The organism is Sphingomonas sp. CBMAI 2297 (genome assembly GCF_029870595.1).
Taxonomy (GTDB): domain Bacteria; phylum Pseudomonadota; class Alphaproteobacteria; order Sphingomonadales; family Sphingomonadaceae; genus Sphingomonas.
Map to the genome: position 1 here is coordinate 183,910 of NZ_JAPDIR010000005.1, position 14,965 is coordinate 198,874.

Genomic DNA, 14,965 nt, shown 5'->3' on the forward strand with positions numbered 1-14,965 from the left:
AGTGATGCGTATCCTCACCCGCAAGAACCTGATCGCGACAGCGCTGGGCCTCGGCGCCCTGGGCTCGCTGACGATGGGTTTTGCCACCTCGGCGCACGCGCAGATCACGGTGTTCGACCCCAGCAACTACAGCCAGACCGTCCTGACCGCGGCGCGCACGCTCCAGCAGGTCAACAACCAGATCCAGTCGCTCCAGAACGAGGTGCAGATGCTGCTCCGGCTGGACAGGAACCTGAAGGGCATCGCCTTTCCACAGCTTCAGGCGCTGCTCGACAAGCTCGACGGTATCGACCGGCTGATGCAGCAGGCGCAGAGCGTCGGCTTCGAGATGGACCAGCTCGAGGCCAGGCTGAAGGTGCTCTATCCGCGCAGCTTCGATCCCGCCTCGACACGCGACCAGCGGCTGCAGGCTGCCCGGGCGCGCTACGATGCGAGTACCGATGCGCTGCGCCGGACGATGGCCGTCCAGAGCGGCATCGTGCAGCAGGCGCGCGAGGATGCCGAGGCGCTGGCCGAGATCGCGGCGCGCAGCCAAAGCGCGGAAGGCGCGCTCGCCGTCGGACAGGCAACCAACCAGCTGCTCGCGCTCACCGCCAAGCAGGGCATGGCTCTCCAGCAGATGATGGCCGCGCAGTTCCGCGCCGACGCGCTCGAGAAGCAGCGCCAGCTGACCGAGTCCGAGGCGTCGCGCGCCGCGACGCGCAGGTTCCTCGGAAGCGGCACTGCCTACACGCCCCGGCAATAGCGAGACCGGCCGCGGCGGCAACAGCCCCCGCCGCCGCGGTCGCAGCCCGCGGGGCCCGGCCACCCGCTCCCCCTGGCCGGGCCCCGCGGCACCCAGATCCAAGGAAGAACCCGTGAACGACCTCAACGTGATCGACCGGTTCATGGCCGACTTCATCCGCTACATCGATAGCGGGTTCGGCCTGCTCGGGCCCGATGTCGGCTTCCTGACATCCGTGCTGATCGGCATCGACATCACACTCGCCGGCCTGTTCTGGGCGATGGGCGGCGAGGACGACATGATCGGCCGCTTCCTCAAGAAGATCCTCTATATCGGCGTGTTCGCGCTGATCCTGAACCGCTTCTCCACGCTCGCCGACATCATCTTCCGCTCCTTCGCCCAGGCGGGCCTGACCGCCGGCGGGGGCACGCTCTCGGCCGACGACCTGCTTCGCCCGGGCCGCCTCGCGGGCACCGGGTTCCAGGCGGCCTGGCCACTGCTCGACCAGGCCAGCGACCTGCTCGGCTTCACGACCTTCTTCGAGAACTTCATGACGATCATGGTGCTCCTGATCGCCTGGGTGATCGTGATCGTCGCCTTCTTCATCCTCGCGGTGCAGATGTTCGTCTGCATTCTCGAGTTCAAGCTGACGACGCTCGCCGGGTTCATCCTCGTGCCGTTCGCGCTGTGGAACCGGACCAGCTTCCTTGCCGAGCACGTGCTCGGCAACGTCATCTCGTCGGGCATCAAGGTGATGGTGCTGGCGGTGATCGTCGGCATCGGCTCGGGCTTCTTCACCGAGTTCGCCTCGGCGCTCCAGGGCAAGGAGCCCGATATAGGCCAGGCGATGAGCCTCGTGCTCGCCAGCATCGCATTGTTCGGCCTCGGCATCTTCGGCCCGGGCATCGCCTCCGGCCTCGTCTCCGGCGCGCCGCAGCTCGGCGCCGGCTCGGCGGTCGCGACCACGGCGCTCGCGGCAGGCGGCTTCGCCGTCGCCGGCGGCGCGGGCATGGCTGCGGCGAAGGGCCTGGCCGGTGCCGGTCTCGGTGCAATCCGCGCCGGCACCTCGATGGGGTCGGCAGCCTCGACCGCGTACAAGCTCGGCCAGGAGACTTCCGGCTCGAAGTCGGTCGCGGCCGGCATGGGCGGTGTCGCGAGCGCCGCCCGCGGCGCGCTCGCGCAGCGCGTGGGCGGCGGGCTCGGGCTCCGCACTGCGGCGGCCGACGGCCAGCGCGCCGCCTGGAATGCCGGCGCGACGGGCGCGCAGGCGAACCCCGTGGATGCGCCGACTCCTGCGTCTTCCGCCATGCCGGGTTGGGCGCGCGACCTCCAGAACACGCAATCCCGCCGTCACCATCGCCAGACGGCGATCCATGCCCTCCAGGGCGCGGATCGCGGCGGCGGCGGCGCGACCCCCGACATCAAGGAGAAGGACTGATGCGCTTCAAACGTGCCGTCCAGCGCTACGGGCGCACGGACGAACCCGAGACACCATACCGCCGCGCGGGCCAGCTCTGGGACGAGCGGATCGGCTCCGCCCGGGCCCAGGCGAGCAACTGGCGGCTGATGGCGTTCGGCGGACTTGTGCTGACCACCGGGCTGTCGAGCGCACTCGTCTGGCAGTCGATGCAGAGCCGTGTCGTCCCCTATGTCGTCGCGGTCGACAGCCTCGGCCAGGCACAGGCAGTGTCTCCCGCTGCCGCCGAATACCGGCCGACCGATCCCCAGCTCGCCTGGTTCCTCGCGCGTTTCGTCACCGACATCCGGGGCCGGTCGCTCGACGCCGTGCTGATGCGGGAGAACTGGCTTCAGGCCTATGACTTCACGTCGAAGCGCGGCGCCATCTTCCTCGGCGAATATGCCCGCTCGGCGAACCCTTTCGCCGATGTCGGCGACAGGACCGTCTCGGTCCAGGTGACCAGCGTGGTCCGTGCGTCCGCGACGAGCTTCCAGGTGAAATGGGCCGAGCGCGCCTATGACCGCGGGAGCCTTGCGGCCACGTCGCGCTGGACCGCGATCGTCACCGTCCTGCTCAAGCCGCCGCGCGACGCCGAGACGCTGCGCAGGAACCCGCTCGGCCTCTATGTCGATGCGATCGACTGGAGCCGCGAGCTCGAGACCCCGGCCGACCATGCGCCGGCCACGGCGACGACGCCCGTGCCGGATCCCGGCGTGCCCAGCGGATCGCCGCTCGATCCCAGCCTCGGCCAGCCCTCCCACGCCCAACCGGAGAATCGCCCATGAACCGCACCCTGCTTGCGGCGAGCGCGCTCGTCGCTGTGCCCGCTTTCGCGCAGACCTCGCCACCCCAGCCGCCTCAGGCCGTCGCGGCGAGTCCGAGCCCGCCGTCGGTCGCGACCGCCATCGCGCCTTCCCCTTCGGTAGCGCGCCCCGTGGCCCCGCAGCGCCACAAACCGTCGCCGGCCGAGCTTCGGGTTCGCACCGCGAACGCGAAGGCGACCCAGGAGCCTGCGGCCCCGGCCTTCGTCAACGCCGTGCAGGTCTACCCCTATGGCGAGGGCGTCCTGTACCGCCTGTTCGCCGCGCCCGAGCGTGTCAGCGACATCGCCCTGCAGCCCGGAGAGGCGATCGTCTCGGTGGCGGCGGGCGACACGGCGCGCTGGACCGTCGGCGACACGACCAGCGGTGCCGGCGAGAGCAGGCGCGTCCATATCCTCGTAAAGCCTTTCGCCGCCGGGCTCTCGACCAACCTCGTCATCACCACCGACCGGCGCGCCTATCATCTGCAACTCGACAGTACGCCGGCCACCGCCATGGCCGCCTTGTCCTGGACCTATCCGCAGGACGAGATGATCGCGATCCGCCGCCAGCAGACGTCGGCGGAAGCGGCAAGGCCGGTCGCTTCGGGCCTCGCCGTCGAGCGGCTCGACTTCGGCTATGTCTTGACCGGCGACAAGCCGGCCTGGCGGCCGCTGCGCGCGTTCGACGACGGACGACAGACGTTCGTCGAGTTCCCGGCGAGCGTCGGCGTCGGCGAGGCGCCACCTCTGTTCGTCATTGGCGACAGGGGCGATGCGCAGCTCGTCAACTACCGGATGACCGGCCGCTTCTATGTGGTCGACCGGCTGTTCGACGCCGCCGAGCTTCGGCTGGGCACGAAGAAGCAGGCCGTGGTCCGCATCGTCCGGGTCGGCGCCGACCGAAGCCGGCGGCAGCGGAGGGCATCATGAGCGAGACCGCGCCCGATGCCGCGACCTTGCCCAAGGTCGATCCCGAGACGCTGGTGCTGCGCGGCCGCCCGAACCGGATCATCCGCTTCCGTCGCGGCGCGATCATCGCGATCGCGGCGCTGGGATCGGCGGCGATCGTCGGGGTCACCTGGGTCGCGCTCAAGCCCGCGACCTTCCGGATCGTCGCCGGTGCCGAGGACCAGAAGGACATCGCCAACCATGCGCCCGACGAGGCCCTCGCCGGCGCGCCGAAAAGCTATGGCGACGTGCCCAGGCTCGGGCCGCCGCTCCCCGGCGATCTCGGGCGTCCGATCCTGCGCCGGCAGGAGGCGCTTGGCGGATTGCCGCCCGCCGGCTCTTCGGACCAGGCTGCGCAGGCGGCCGAGACCGAACGCCAGCGGCTTCTCGCCGAGCGCAAGGCGGCCCGCGAGTCTGGGATCATGATGCAGCTTGGCGCCACCGAGCACCCAGCCGGTGCTGCTCAGGCTTCTGCTGCGCCGGCCGCCGTTCCGGGTCGAGAACAGCAACCGACAACGATCGCGGTCGATCCAGCGCGGGATCCGGGCAACCAGCAGCGCAAGGCCGACTTCCTCGCCGGCAAGGACGAGACCGCCGACGTCAACCCGCACGCACTGGTGGCGCAGGTCTCGCCGTACACCCTGAGCGCCGGCAGCATCATCGCCGCCAGCTTGATCACCGGTCTCAACTCGGACCTGCCCGGGCTCGTCACCGCGCAGGTGACCGAGAACGCCTATGACAGCGCCACCGGTCATATCCTGCTGGTTCCGCAGGGCGCCCGGCTAATCGGAAGCTACGACAGCGTCGTGGCCTATGGGCAAAGCCGGGCTCTGGTCGTCTGGCAGCGCATCGTCCTGCCGAACGGCAGCTCGATCCGGATCGACAATGTGCCCGCGACCGACATGGCCGGCTATGCCGGCCTTGCCGACAAGGTCGATGCCCATACCTGGCAGTTACTCAAGGGCGTGGCGCTGTCGACGCTGCTCGGCGTCGGCACCGAGCTGAGCCTGGGCGACAGCGAAAGCGACCTCGTCCGCGCGATCCGCGAATCCGCCCAGCAGGGCACGTCGCGCGCCGGCGACCAGATCGTCACCAAGAACCTCAACGTCCAGCCGACCATCAAGGTGCGACCCGGCTGGCCTCTCCGCGTCGTGGTGCACAAGGACATCGTCCTCGCGCCATGGCCGGGCCAGGAGCAATAAGATGCCTGACCTCAAGCTCGCGCAACTTCCCGACCGTACACCGGTCAAGCTCGGCGTCTCGGTGATGCCGGACCTGCACCAAGCGCTCAGCGACTATGCCGCGCTCTACGCCCAGGCCTATGGCCGGGAGGAGTCGGTCGCGGACCTCATCCCGGCGATGCTCTCCGCGTTTCTCGAGAGCGATCGCGCCTTCAGCAAGGGGAGGTCGAAATGAGCCGGCATGCTCTGGAGCCCAATGAAGCAACGCTGGAGCCGATCAGCGTGCGGATTTCCACCGCCGTCAGGATCACCGGCATCTGTCGCTCCACGATCTACGAACTCATCGGCGACGGGACGATAGAGACCGTGAAGATCGGGCGATCGACCTTCATCCTCTATCCGAGCCTGAAGCGCCTGTTCGAGCGGAGCTGACGATAAGGCCGGGCACCCGCTCCAACGTGGTGCCCGGCGCTATTGATCGCTATCGATCGGCGGAACTTGCGCATACAGATGCGCGGCCCGCCGCACGAAGGCGGCACGGTCGCGGCGCGCCTGTAGAACCCTTGGGGTTCGTTCCTGCCAGTCGGCTACGGCCGACACGAGTGCGCCGTTTCTGCCCAGGATCTCGTCCGCCAGCTTCACGACTACGAGATTCGGCGTAGCTTCCGGGCGGATGTCGAGCAGGTCGGCGAGCGCCTTTTCCTCACTACCGGCCCCGAGGCGCGAAGCCAGGATCGCAAGCGCGATCCCGGCAGACCTGCCCACGCCGTGATAGCAATGAACCAGCAGCGAGCCTGCTTCGTGCGCCTGCGCGAAGGCGAGTGCATCGATGACTTGCTGTCGTGTCGCCACGCGAATTCCGAGACTGTCGTCATCGACATCCTCGAATTGCAGCACCAAGTGCGCTGGCATCGGCTGCGCCGAAAAGCGCAGCCGATCCGGCAGGCGGCACCCCGGGTCCTCGAGGGTGATGACAGCGTCGTAGCGGCGCTTGTGCTTCCTGGCCTGAGCGAGGCTCGAGACCGCGAGGGTCCCTCGTTCGGGCGCTTTTATAGGTGTGGACATGCCTGCTCCAGGATCCAGTGCTGTAGTGGCCTTCGCATCGATTATTGCGATCGCGCACCGCGCCGGGCGAAGTCGACAGTCACTACCTTGCTGTCTCCGGTAGGCTTGGCACCATCGTCGCCCAGGCGAAGCTGGTCGAGATAGTCTGACCAATGTTGCATCATGCGCACGCGCTCCTCCCAATACTGGCCGCGCGCATAGGCGCGTCGCACGCCGTTATTCTCCATATGGGCGAGTTGACGCTCGATCGCGTCGGGGTTCCATAACCCCATCTCGTTGAGCAGCGTCGCGGCCATCGCACGGAAGCCGTGCGCGGTCATCTCGCTGCCGCTATAGCCCATCCGCCGGAGCGCGAAGGTGACGGTGTTCTCCGACATGGGGCGCTTCCAGGTATGGGAGGCCGGGAACACATAGGGGCTGTGGCCGGTCAGCGGACGGATCTCGTCGAGCAGGTCGAGCACCTGCCGCGACAGCGGCACCTGATGCGGCCAGCGCATCTTCATCTTCTCCGCCGGGATCGACCAGACCGCGCGATCCAGGTCGAACTCGCTCCATTCGGCTCGGCGCAGCTCTCCAGGGCGCACGAAGACGTGCGGCGTCATCCGCAGCGCGAGCTTGGTGATCGCGTATCCGGGGCAATCGTCGATGTCCCGGAGCAACTTGCCCACTTCCTTCGGCCGCGTGATCGCGGCGAAGTGCTTGGTCTTGGGAACGATGATCGCGCCGCGCAGGTCGCGGGCGACGTCGACCTTCGCGCGCCCGGTGGCGATCCCGTATCGAAAGACGCGGCTGATCACGCTGCGCATGCGGCGTGCGCTTTCATAGCGCCCCGTCGCCTCGATCTTGCGCAGGACCGCCAGTACTTCCTGCACCTCGATCTCGTGGAGCGGGAGGTGGCCGAGAAACGGATAGACCTTCTCCAGCAGCCAGCGCACCTTGCTGAGCGTCACCTCCGCGCGCTCCTCTCGCGTTATCTTGACGAACCACTCCTCGGCGACGCCCTTGAAGGTGATGTTCTCGTCGATCTGCGCGCGCAGCTTGCGACGCTGCTTCTCGACAAAGGGATCGATGCCATCGGCCACCATCTTTCGTGCGGAATCGCGCTTGTCGCGCGCCTCGGCGAGACTGACTTCCGGCCAGACGCCGAGCGCTAGCGCCCGTTGCTTGCCAAGGAATCGGTAGCTCAAGCGCCAGTATTTAGCGCCGTTGGGCATCACTAGGAGGTAGAGGGATCGGCCGTCGCCGAGCTTGTATGCCTTGGCCCGGGGCTGGGCGTTCCTGATCGCGAGTGCGGTAAGAGCCATGTTGGTATCTCCGTCCGAAAACGGGTGGATCCAGGGCCGAAATAGACCAACAAAAGCGTTGGTATCTCGGCGGACCCGCCCAAATCTCGTCGGAAAGATATTTGGAAAAAGGCTTTTTACCCAGCCACTTACGCGACGCTGATGGACGTCAATGGACCGGGAAAATGGTGCCCAGAAGAGGACTCGAACCTCCACGCCCTTGCGAGCGCCAGCACCTGAAGCTGGTGCGTCTACCAATTCCGCCATCTGGGCACGGGGTAGGCGAGCGCCTCTACGGGGCACCCAATCCGCTGTCAACCGCTCCAAAAACAATTTGTGATCAGATTGTCGCGCTCGGCGAAATGCGCGCTCGCCCGCTGGATCCGCCCGCGCCAACGCCCGCCGCGACCAAGCCCATGCGCACGCTATGCAGGCCGCCACCCGGCCGAACGCCCGTTCGCCAGGAAACTCTCGCCGATGTCGTGGAAAGCTATGGTGCCGCCTACAGGACTCGAACCTGTGACCCCCGCATTACGAATGCGATGCTCTACCAGCTGAGCTAAGGCGGCCAACCAAGGGGCGCGAAGCCCCGAAGGAGCGGCGCGCTTACCAGCATGTTTCCTAGCTGACAAGCGTTGCGAAAGCCTTGCCGCCGACAAGCCCGGAAAAGCGCCGCCTTTACGCGTCGTTTACCACACAGCGTGCACAAGCGGTTCCACGAATATGTGGGGCGACCGCCCCGAGTGGAGCATTTGGCATGGACATGGCGCGCGGCATCAACCACCCGCTCGACTCGAACCCCCAGGGCGAGGCGGCGGACGAGGCCGTAAACGACCGCGAGCTGGCGATCGGCACCGACGAGCGCCGCATGCACGTGCGCGCCTATAATCACTGGGTCTCGCTGCTCCGCGGCCGCGCCTATCCGTCGATCGAGGATCTCGATCCGGACAACATCATGGACTTCGGCGCGCACAGCGTGCTGCTCGATTTCTCCAAGGGCGTCGACGATCCCGCGATTCGCTTCCTCGGCCGCGCGCTGCGCGAGGAGACCGGGCTCGACACCTCGATCACCCATGTCGCCCAGGTGCCCAGCCGCTCGCTGCTGTCGCGCCTGACCGACCATTATCTCCAGATCATCGCCAATCGCGCCCCGATCGGCTTCGAGGCCGAGTTCGTCGGCACGCGCGGGCACAACACCCTCTATCGCGGCATCCTGATGCCCTTCTCGTCCGGCACGGATGCGGAAGAGGACAGGATCGACTTCATCTATGGCGTGATCAACTGGAAGGAACTGGTCGACGCCGAGACCCAGGCGAAGCTCGAGGCCGAGGTGGAGGAATCCCGCCGCACCGCACCGCGCAGCCTGGCCGCCGCGCCGGTCTGGGCCGACGGGCCGAGCGCCGGCTTCGACACGCCGGCCGCGCCCGCCGGGGAAGCCCCGGCCGCCGATTCGCCCGCCGCCGTCGCTTCGAGCCTGGCCGACAAGCTGCTGCTCGCCCGCGAATCGGCCGCCGCCGCCCGCGCTTCGGACACGCGCAGCCGCTCGGCGCTCTATCGCGCGCTCGCCCGCGCCTATGATTTCGCGCTCGCCGCCGATGACGATGCGGAGAGCTATGCCGCGCTGCTCGCCGATGCCGGGCTCACCGTCCAGGCGCGCGCGCCGATGACGCCCGCCGTCAAGCTCGTCTTCGGCGCCGACTATGACAAGACCCGCATCACGGAATTCGCCGCCGTGCTCGCCCATGCCCGGCGCGTCGCGGTGCCGCAGGGCGGGCTCGACGCCTTTCTCGATGCGGCCGAGGGCGGCATCAAGGGCGTGGTGAAGGCCGAGCGCGCCCATCGCCGCCCGGCACCCCGGCCCGATCGCTTCGCCCAGATCGCCGCCGAGCTGCGCAGCCGCCCGCCGCTCGCCCATGTCGACATCGCGCTCGACCTGCCCGCGGACAGCGAGTTCGTGGTGCTGCTCGCCCGCGCCGGCAAGCAGGGCCTGGATATCGTGGCGAGAGTCGAGGACAGTCCGCTCACCGAGCGCGCCGTCCGCAAGGCCGCGGCCTAAATACCTGGCCGAGGCCTTGTTCCCGCATTTCTGCACGGCGCGCCGGCCGGCTCGCGGAAGGTCACGAAGGCCATGCCGGCGGCGCGTTCCCCGAGCGGCCTATTTTCCCTAACTTCCCGGGAATGCCGCGCATCTCGCAACTTCCTTGCGCGAGCATGATCCTATCTTGCCAACGGGTCAAAGAGCGGCCGAGCCCCAGACCCGGCTGCGTCAGGCAAGCAGGCGAAATCCTACTTTGCAAGCGGCACCGCGTTGTCCGCCGCCAGGCCGGCATCGAATACGGACCCTGGGTTGAAAACCTGAACAAGCGTTTGAGATTACTTCCGTCATCCCCGCGCCCGCCGCCGCCGCGAAGGCGGGCGCCGCCATGTGTCCCGCCGACACTTTCGTTCGCTTCCGCAACAATGTCGGCAAATTTGTAATTTTCTTACGGAACGAGTCTTGAGCCGGTCACCGCGGAAGCGTAGGCGGTACTGCCATGAAAAGCATGATGACGTCGCTGACGCAGGCGTTCGAGGCGCGGTTGCTCGAAGGGGCACTGCCGGGAGAGTTGGAAGATTTCGGAGAGGCCGAGCGGGCCGAGGCGGCGAATTTCGTCGCGGAAGCCGCCGCAGTCCGCCTCCCCGATACCGCGAAGGTCGCGCTGGAGACCTTCCAGGGCGAGGAGAGCCGCCGGATGCGGCTCGCCGTCGTCAATGACGACATGCCCTTCCTCGTCGATTCCATCTCGGGCGCGATCGCGACCTACGACATTGCCGTCTTCCGCATCATCCACCCCGTCATCGCCGTGAAGCGCGACAAGGCCGGCAAGCTCGAATCGATCGGCGCCGGCAAGCGCGAATCGATGATCTACATCGAAATGGAGCGCGCCGACGCGCGCACCCGGCGCAGCCTGGTGGCCGAGCTGGAACGCACGCTCGCCCAGGTCCGCGACGCCGTGAACGACTGGCGCGCGCTGCAGAGCGCGATCGGCTCCGACGCGGCCACCGTGGGCTCGCGCGAGGGCGCCAAGCTGCTCCGCTGGTTCCAGGAAGGCGCGATGACGCTGCTCGGCCACGAGACCTGGCGCACCGACGGCAGCGTCTCGGACAAGCTCGGCCTCACCCGCTACGAGCTCGACACGCCGATCCTCGCCGAAGCCTCGCGCAAGGCGGCGGTCGACTATTTCAACAAGGGCGGCGAAGCGCCGCTGCTGCTCAAGTCCAACTCGATCTCGCCGGTCCATCGCCGCGTGCCGCTCGACATCGTGGCGGTGCCGATCCTCACCGGCAGCGAAGTGACCGGCCTGTCGATCCATGCCGGCCTGTGGACCAGCGCCGCGCTGTTCGCCAATCCGGACGAGGTGCCGGTGCTCCGGGCCCGGCTGGAAGGGCTGGAGCGCAAGTTCGGCTTCGATCCGAAGGGCCATACCGGCAAGGCGATGCAGCATGCGCTCACCGCGCTGCCGCACGACCTGACCACGGCGTTCGACGCCGATTCGCTGGAGCATCTCGTGCTCACCACGATGTCGGTCGCCGATCGCCCGCGCTCCAAGCTGGTGCTGGTGAAGAGCCTGCTCGGCCGCCACCTGTTCGCCTTTGTCTGGCTGCCGCGCGACGAAGTCACCACCACGCGCCGCGAGGCGGTGGGCGAGCTGCTCGCCGAAGCCGCCAACGCCAAGATCATCAACTGGTCGATCGCGCTCGAGGACGGCGAGGTCGCGCTGCTGCGCTACACGCTCGATCTGCGCGCAGGCGGCACGATGCCGGACGCCGAGGCGCTCGACAATCAGCTCGAGCGGATGATGCGCGGCTGGGTGCCCGCAGTGGAAGCCGCGTTGATGGAGGATACCGGGCCGACCGGCGCCACGCGCCTCGCGCTGCGCTATGCCCAGGCCTTCCCGCCGGCCTATCGCACCACCTCGACGCCCGAGGAAGCGGCGCGCGACATCCTGCATCTGGCCCGGCTCGACAATCCGGGCGATCGCTCGGTGCGGATCACGCCCATCGACGGCAAGGCCGGCGAGTATCGCGTGAAGCTCTATGCCCAGGGCGGCGCGCTGGCGCTGTCCGACGCGGTGCCCGCGTTCGAGAATTTCGGCTTCCGGGTGATCGAGGAAGTGCCGACCGCACTCACCGGCGGCGCTTTCGTCCATGATTTCGCGGTCTCGGCCACCGGGCTGAAGGGCGATGCCGCGGTGATCGAGGAAGCGCTCGCCGCCGTGCTCGAGGGCAATGCCGAGAATGACAGCTTCAACCGGCTGATCGTCGAGAGCGGCATGAAGCCGGCATCGGTGGTGCTGTTCCGCGCCTGGTTCCGCTATCTGCGCCAGACCGGCATGAACTATGGCATGGCGACGGTGGTCGACGCGCTGCGCCGCGCGCCGGGTGTCGCCAACGCGCTGATCGAGCGCTTCGATGCCGCGCACAACCCGGCCCGCGCCGGCGACGATGCGGCGATCGAAGCGGCCGCCGCCGCGATCGAGGCCGGGCTGGCCCAGGTCCAGGCGATCGACGACGATCGCATCCTGCGCACCATCCGCGGCGTCGTGCTCGCGACGCTGCGCACCAACGCCTATGCCCCCGCCGCCCGGGAGGCGCTGGCGTTCAAGCTCGATTCGGCCAAGGTGCCGGGCCTGCCCCAGCCGCTCCCCTGGCGCGAGATCTGGGTCTACAGCCCGCGGGTCGAGGGCATCCATCTGCGCGCCGGCCCGGTCGCGCGCGGCGGCCTGCGCTGGTCCGACCGGCGCGACGATTTCCGCACCGAGATCCTGGGCCTGATGAAGGCGCAGCGCGTGAAGAACGCAGTGATTGTGCCGACGGGCGCCAAGGGCGGCTTCTATCCCAAGCAGCTCCCCTCCCCCGCCACCGATCGCGACGCCTGGTTCGCGGAAGGGACCGAAAGCTACCGCATCTTCATCCGCACGCTGCTGTCGATCACCGACAACATCGTGTCGGGCGCGGTCGTCCATCCCGAGGGCGTGCGCATCCTCGACGGCGAGGATCCCTATTTCGTCGTCGCGGCCGACAAGGGCACCGCGACCTTCTCCGACGTCGCCAATGCGATCGCGACCGAGCGCAACTTCTGGCTGGGCGACGCCTTCGCCTCGGGCGGCTCGCACGGTTACGACCACAAGGCGATGGGCATCACCGCCAAGGGCGCCTGGGTCTCGGTCCGCCGCCACTTTCTGGAGATGGGCACCGACATCCAGTCCGAGCCCGTCACCGTGGCGGGCTGCGGCGACATGTCGGGCGACGTGTTCGGCAACGGCATGCTGCTGTCGAAGGCGATCAAGCTGGTCGCCGCCTTCGATCATCGCCACATCTTCCTCGATCCCGATCCCGATCCGGCGAAGAGCTGGGACGAGCGCGCCCGCATGTTCGCGCTGCCGCGCTCGAGCTGGGCGGACTATAATCCCGCGCTGATCTCCAAGGGCGGCGGCGTGTTCCCGCGCACCGAGAAGTCGATTCCGCTCAGCCCGGAGGTCCAGGCCCTGCTCGGGCTCGACGTGAAGGAGATCGACCCGACCTCGCTGATCTCGGCGATCCTCAAGGCCCGGGTCGGGCTGCTCTGGTTCGGCGGCATCGGCACCTACATCAAGGCCGCGTCCGAAAGTAACGGCGAGGTCGGCGATCCCGCCAACGACCGCCTGCGCGTCAATGCCGAGCAGCTGCGCTGCAAGGCGGTCGGCGAGGGCGCGAACCTGGGCGTCACCCAGGCGGCGCGCATCGCCTTCGCCTCGCAGGGCGGCCGCATCAACACCGACTTCATCGACAATTCGGCCGGCGTCGATTGCTCGGACAATGAGGTCAACATCAAGATCGCGCTCAACCGCGAGATGATCGAGGGCCGTCTGGCGTTCGAGGACCGCAACACGCTCCTCGCCGCGATGACCGACGACGTGTCGCACCTGGTGCTCGAGGACAACCGCCTGCAGACGCTCGCGCTCTCCTTCATGGAGAATGACGGCTATGTCGCCCTGCCTTCCTATGTCCGCGTCATCGAGATCCTCGAAGGCTCGGGCCGGCTCGACCGCGCGGTCGAGGGCCTCGGCAGCAACGAGGAGCTGCTCCGCCGCGCGCAGGACAAGAACGGCCTCACCCGGCCGGAACTGGCGGTGCTGCTCGCCTCGACCAAGCTCGCGCTGCAGGACGCGATCGAGCATACCGCACTCGGCCATGATCCGGCGCTGGAGAGCGATCTGCGCGACGCCTTCCCCAAGGCGATGCAGGCGAAATTCGGCAAGGCGATCGACGAGCATCGCCTGCGCGGCGAGATCGTCGCCACCAAGCTCGCCAACCGCGTGATCAACCGGCTGGGCGTGCTCCACCCCTTCGAGCTCGCGGAGGAGGAAGGCGCGGCCATGGCCGACATCGCCGCGATGTTCGTCGTCGCCGAGCGGCTCTTCTGCCTGCCCGCGCTGTGGGAAGCGGTGGAGACCGCAGCGATCTCGGAAGGCGCGCGCATCGCGCTGCTCGACGAGATGGCGGTGGCGGTGCGCGGCCAGGTCGCGGACCTGCTCCGCGTCTCCCCGCCGGGCGCCAGCCCCGCCGAAGTGATCGACCGGCTGAAGCCCGGCATCGACGCGCTCGACAAGGCCGCCAAGGGCCTGCTGCTCGACGAGGTCAAGGCGCAGTCCAGCCGCATCTCCACGCGCCTCGAGGCCGCCGGCGCGCCGAGCGAGCTGGTCGCCAAGGTGGTCAAGCTGTTCGAGCTGGACGGCGCGGTCGGCCTGGCCGATCTCGGCGTGCGCATGGGGCTGGAAGTGACGCCGCTCACCCGCGCCTTCACGTCGCTCGGCCAGACGCTTGGGCTCGACTGGGCCCAGTCGACCGCGGCGCGCATCACCACCGGCGATGTGTGGGAAAGGCTGCTGATCGCCGGCCTCGCCCGCGACTTCCAGCAGATCCGGCTCGACTTTCTGAGCCGTGGCCACGCCGCGGAGCCCCAGGCGGCGGTGGACTCCTGGCTTGCCGCCAACGCCCCCCGGGTCGAGCAGTTCACCGCCCTGGTCCGCCGCGCCCGCCAGGCGGCGGTGCCCAATGCCGCGATGCTCGCGCAGATCGCCGGCCAGGCACGCGTGCTCCTCGCCCGCTAAAGAAAAGCCCGGCCGGTCCGCCTTGGACCGGCCAGGCTTTCCTGCCCCGAGGATGTGGCCGCCTTCAGGCTTCGGAGTCGGCCCGCGCCGTCGATGGCGTGCTCCGCAGAATGAGGTACATGCCGCCAAGGCAGGCCGAAACCCCGACTACGCACACCACCGCCAGACCGATATAAAGTGCCGACATCCAGTCCTCCCAAGTCTTATCTGGCAGGAAGCTGCGTAATTTCTTGGAAGTCGGCAAGAAACATTCGTCGCTGCACCGCGGCACATCTTTGCTGCGCTTGCGAGAACTGGGCCCGCTGCTCTCCCCGAAGGACCAGGACGAATCGACATTCGGCTCCGTTCCTTCCCGGTGGCGAGGGACGGA

At 68.2% G+C, this 14,965-nt stretch carries 11 protein-coding genes and 2 tRNA genes; 9 read left to right on the forward strand and 4 right to left on the reverse strand.

Annotated elements, in window-relative coordinates:
• The first annotated feature begins 4 nt into the window (after nucleotides 1–4).
• The 7 genes from trbJ (at nucleotide 5) to OMP43_RS09470 (ending at nucleotide 5,546) form a co-directional block, all read left to right on the forward strand.
• On the forward strand, nucleotides 5–745 hold the full coding sequence (gene trbJ / locus OMP43_RS09440; RefSeq protein ID WP_280279465.1) for a P-type conjugative transfer protein TrbJ: 741 nt from the start codon (nucleotides 5–7) through the stop codon (nucleotides 743–745).
• A 112-nt stretch (nucleotides 746–857) separates the two neighbouring features.
• Nucleotides 858–2,162: a P-type conjugative transfer protein TrbL gene (trbL, locus tag OMP43_RS09445; RefSeq protein ID WP_280279466.1), complete on the forward strand. Its 1,305-nt coding sequence runs from the start codon at nucleotides 858–860 to the stop codon at nucleotides 2,160–2,162.
• The gene (gene trbF, locus OMP43_RS09450; RefSeq protein ID WP_280279467.1) at nucleotides 2,162–2,968 is read left to right on the forward strand and encodes a conjugal transfer protein TrbF; all 807 of its coding nucleotides are present in this window, start codon (nucleotides 2,162–2,164) and stop codon (nucleotides 2,966–2,968) included. Before trbL ends, trbF begins: the two co-directional genes overlap by 1 nt.
• A complete protein-coding gene (trbG, locus tag OMP43_RS09455; RefSeq protein ID WP_280279468.1) occupies nucleotides 2,965–3,915 on the forward strand; it encodes a P-type conjugative transfer protein TrbG in 951 nt (316 codons plus the stop codon). The genes trbF and trbG overlap by 4 nt, the downstream gene beginning before the upstream one ends.
• Nucleotides 3,912–5,135 (forward strand): TrbI/VirB10 family protein, encoded by a 1,224-nt coding sequence (locus OMP43_RS09460; protein WP_280279469.1) that lies wholly within the window; start codon nucleotides 3,912–3,914, stop codon nucleotides 5,133–5,135. Before trbG ends, OMP43_RS09460 begins: the two co-directional genes overlap by 4 nt.
• A gap of 1 nt (nucleotide 5,136) precedes the next feature.
• The gene (locus OMP43_RS09465) at nucleotides 5,137–5,349 is read left to right on the forward strand and encodes a DUF2274 domain-containing protein (protein ID WP_280279470.1); all 213 of its coding nucleotides are present in this window, start codon (nucleotides 5,137–5,139) and stop codon (nucleotides 5,347–5,349) included.
• Complete coding sequence (locus tag OMP43_RS09470) at nucleotides 5,346–5,546, forward strand: helix-turn-helix domain-containing protein (RefSeq protein WP_280279471.1); 201 nt, start codon at nucleotides 5,346–5,348, stop codon at nucleotides 5,544–5,546. Before OMP43_RS09465 ends, OMP43_RS09470 begins: the two co-directional genes overlap by 4 nt.
• Before the next feature lie 39 nt (nucleotides 5,547–5,585).
• On the opposite strand, the gene OMP43_RS09475 is transcribed toward OMP43_RS09470, so the two are convergent.
• The 4 genes from OMP43_RS09475 to OMP43_RS09490 all read right to left on the reverse strand — a co-directional run bounded on the left by OMP43_RS09475 (nucleotide 5,586) and on the right by OMP43_RS09490 (nucleotide 8,031).
• Nucleotides 5,586–6,179 carry a hypothetical protein gene (locus OMP43_RS09475; RefSeq protein ID WP_280279472.1) on the reverse strand — a complete coding sequence of 198 codons (594 nt, stop codon included), beginning with the start codon at nucleotides 6,177–6,179 and terminating at the stop codon, nucleotides 5,586–5,588.
• A gap of 41 nt (nucleotides 6,180–6,220) precedes the next feature.
• Complete coding sequence (locus tag OMP43_RS09480; protein WP_280279473.1) at nucleotides 6,221–7,483, reverse strand: integrase arm-type DNA-binding domain-containing protein; 1,263 nt, start codon at nucleotides 7,481–7,483, stop codon at nucleotides 6,221–6,223.
• A 165-nt stretch (nucleotides 7,484–7,648) separates the two neighbouring features.
• Nucleotides 7,649–7,735: transfer RNA gene (locus OMP43_RS09485), tRNA-Leu, on the reverse strand.
• 220 nt (nucleotides 7,736–7,955) lie between these two features.
• Nucleotides 7,956–8,031, reverse strand: a tRNA-Thr gene (locus OMP43_RS09490).
• A gap of 188 nt (nucleotides 8,032–8,219) precedes the next feature.
• Between OMP43_RS09490 and OMP43_RS09495 the strand changes: the two genes are divergently transcribed.
• Both OMP43_RS09495 and OMP43_RS09500 read left to right on the forward strand, forming a co-directional pair.
• Entirely contained in the window at nucleotides 8,220–9,518 is a 1,299-nt protein-coding gene (locus tag OMP43_RS09495; protein ID WP_280279474.1) for a hypothetical protein, read from the forward strand.
• A gap of 478 nt (nucleotides 9,519–9,996) precedes the next feature.
• A complete protein-coding gene (locus OMP43_RS09500; protein ID WP_280279475.1) occupies nucleotides 9,997–14,595 on the forward strand; it encodes an NAD-glutamate dehydrogenase domain-containing protein in 4,599 nt (1,532 codons plus the stop codon).
• Nucleotides 14,596–14,965: the final 370 nt, after the last annotated feature.

Coding starts and splice junctions, on each gene's coding strand:
- trbG (WP_280279468.1), top strand. CDS start 2,965: ATGAACCGCACCCTGCTTGCGGCGAGCGCGCTCGTCGCTGTGCCCGCT.
- OMP43_RS09465 (WP_280279470.1), top strand. CDS start 5,137: ATGCCTGACCTCAAGCTCGCGCAACTTCCCGACCGTACACCGGTCAAG.
- OMP43_RS09495 (WP_280279474.1), top strand. CDS start 8,220: ATGGACATGGCGCGCGGCATCAACCACCCGCTCGACTCGAACCCCCAG.
- OMP43_RS09480 (WP_280279473.1), bottom strand. CDS start 7,483: ATGGCTCTTACCGCACTCGCGATCAGGAACGCCCAGCCCCGGGCCAAG.
- OMP43_RS09475 (WP_280279472.1), bottom strand. CDS start 6,179: ATGTCCACACCTATAAAAGCGCCCGAACGAGGGACCCTCGCGGTCTCG.
- OMP43_RS09470 (WP_280279471.1), top strand. CDS start 5,346: ATGAGCCGGCATGCTCTGGAGCCCAATGAAGCAACGCTGGAGCCGATC.
- trbJ (WP_280279465.1), top strand. CDS start 5: ATGCGTATCCTCACCCGCAAGAACCTGATCGCGACAGCGCTGGGCCTC.
- trbF (WP_280279467.1), top strand. CDS start 2,162: ATGCGCTTCAAACGTGCCGTCCAGCGCTACGGGCGCACGGACGAACCC.
- OMP43_RS09460 (WP_280279469.1), top strand. CDS start 3,912: ATGAGCGAGACCGCGCCCGATGCCGCGACCTTGCCCAAGGTCGATCCC.
- OMP43_RS09500 (WP_280279475.1), top strand. CDS start 9,997: ATGAAAAGCATGATGACGTCGCTGACGCAGGCGTTCGAGGCGCGGTTG.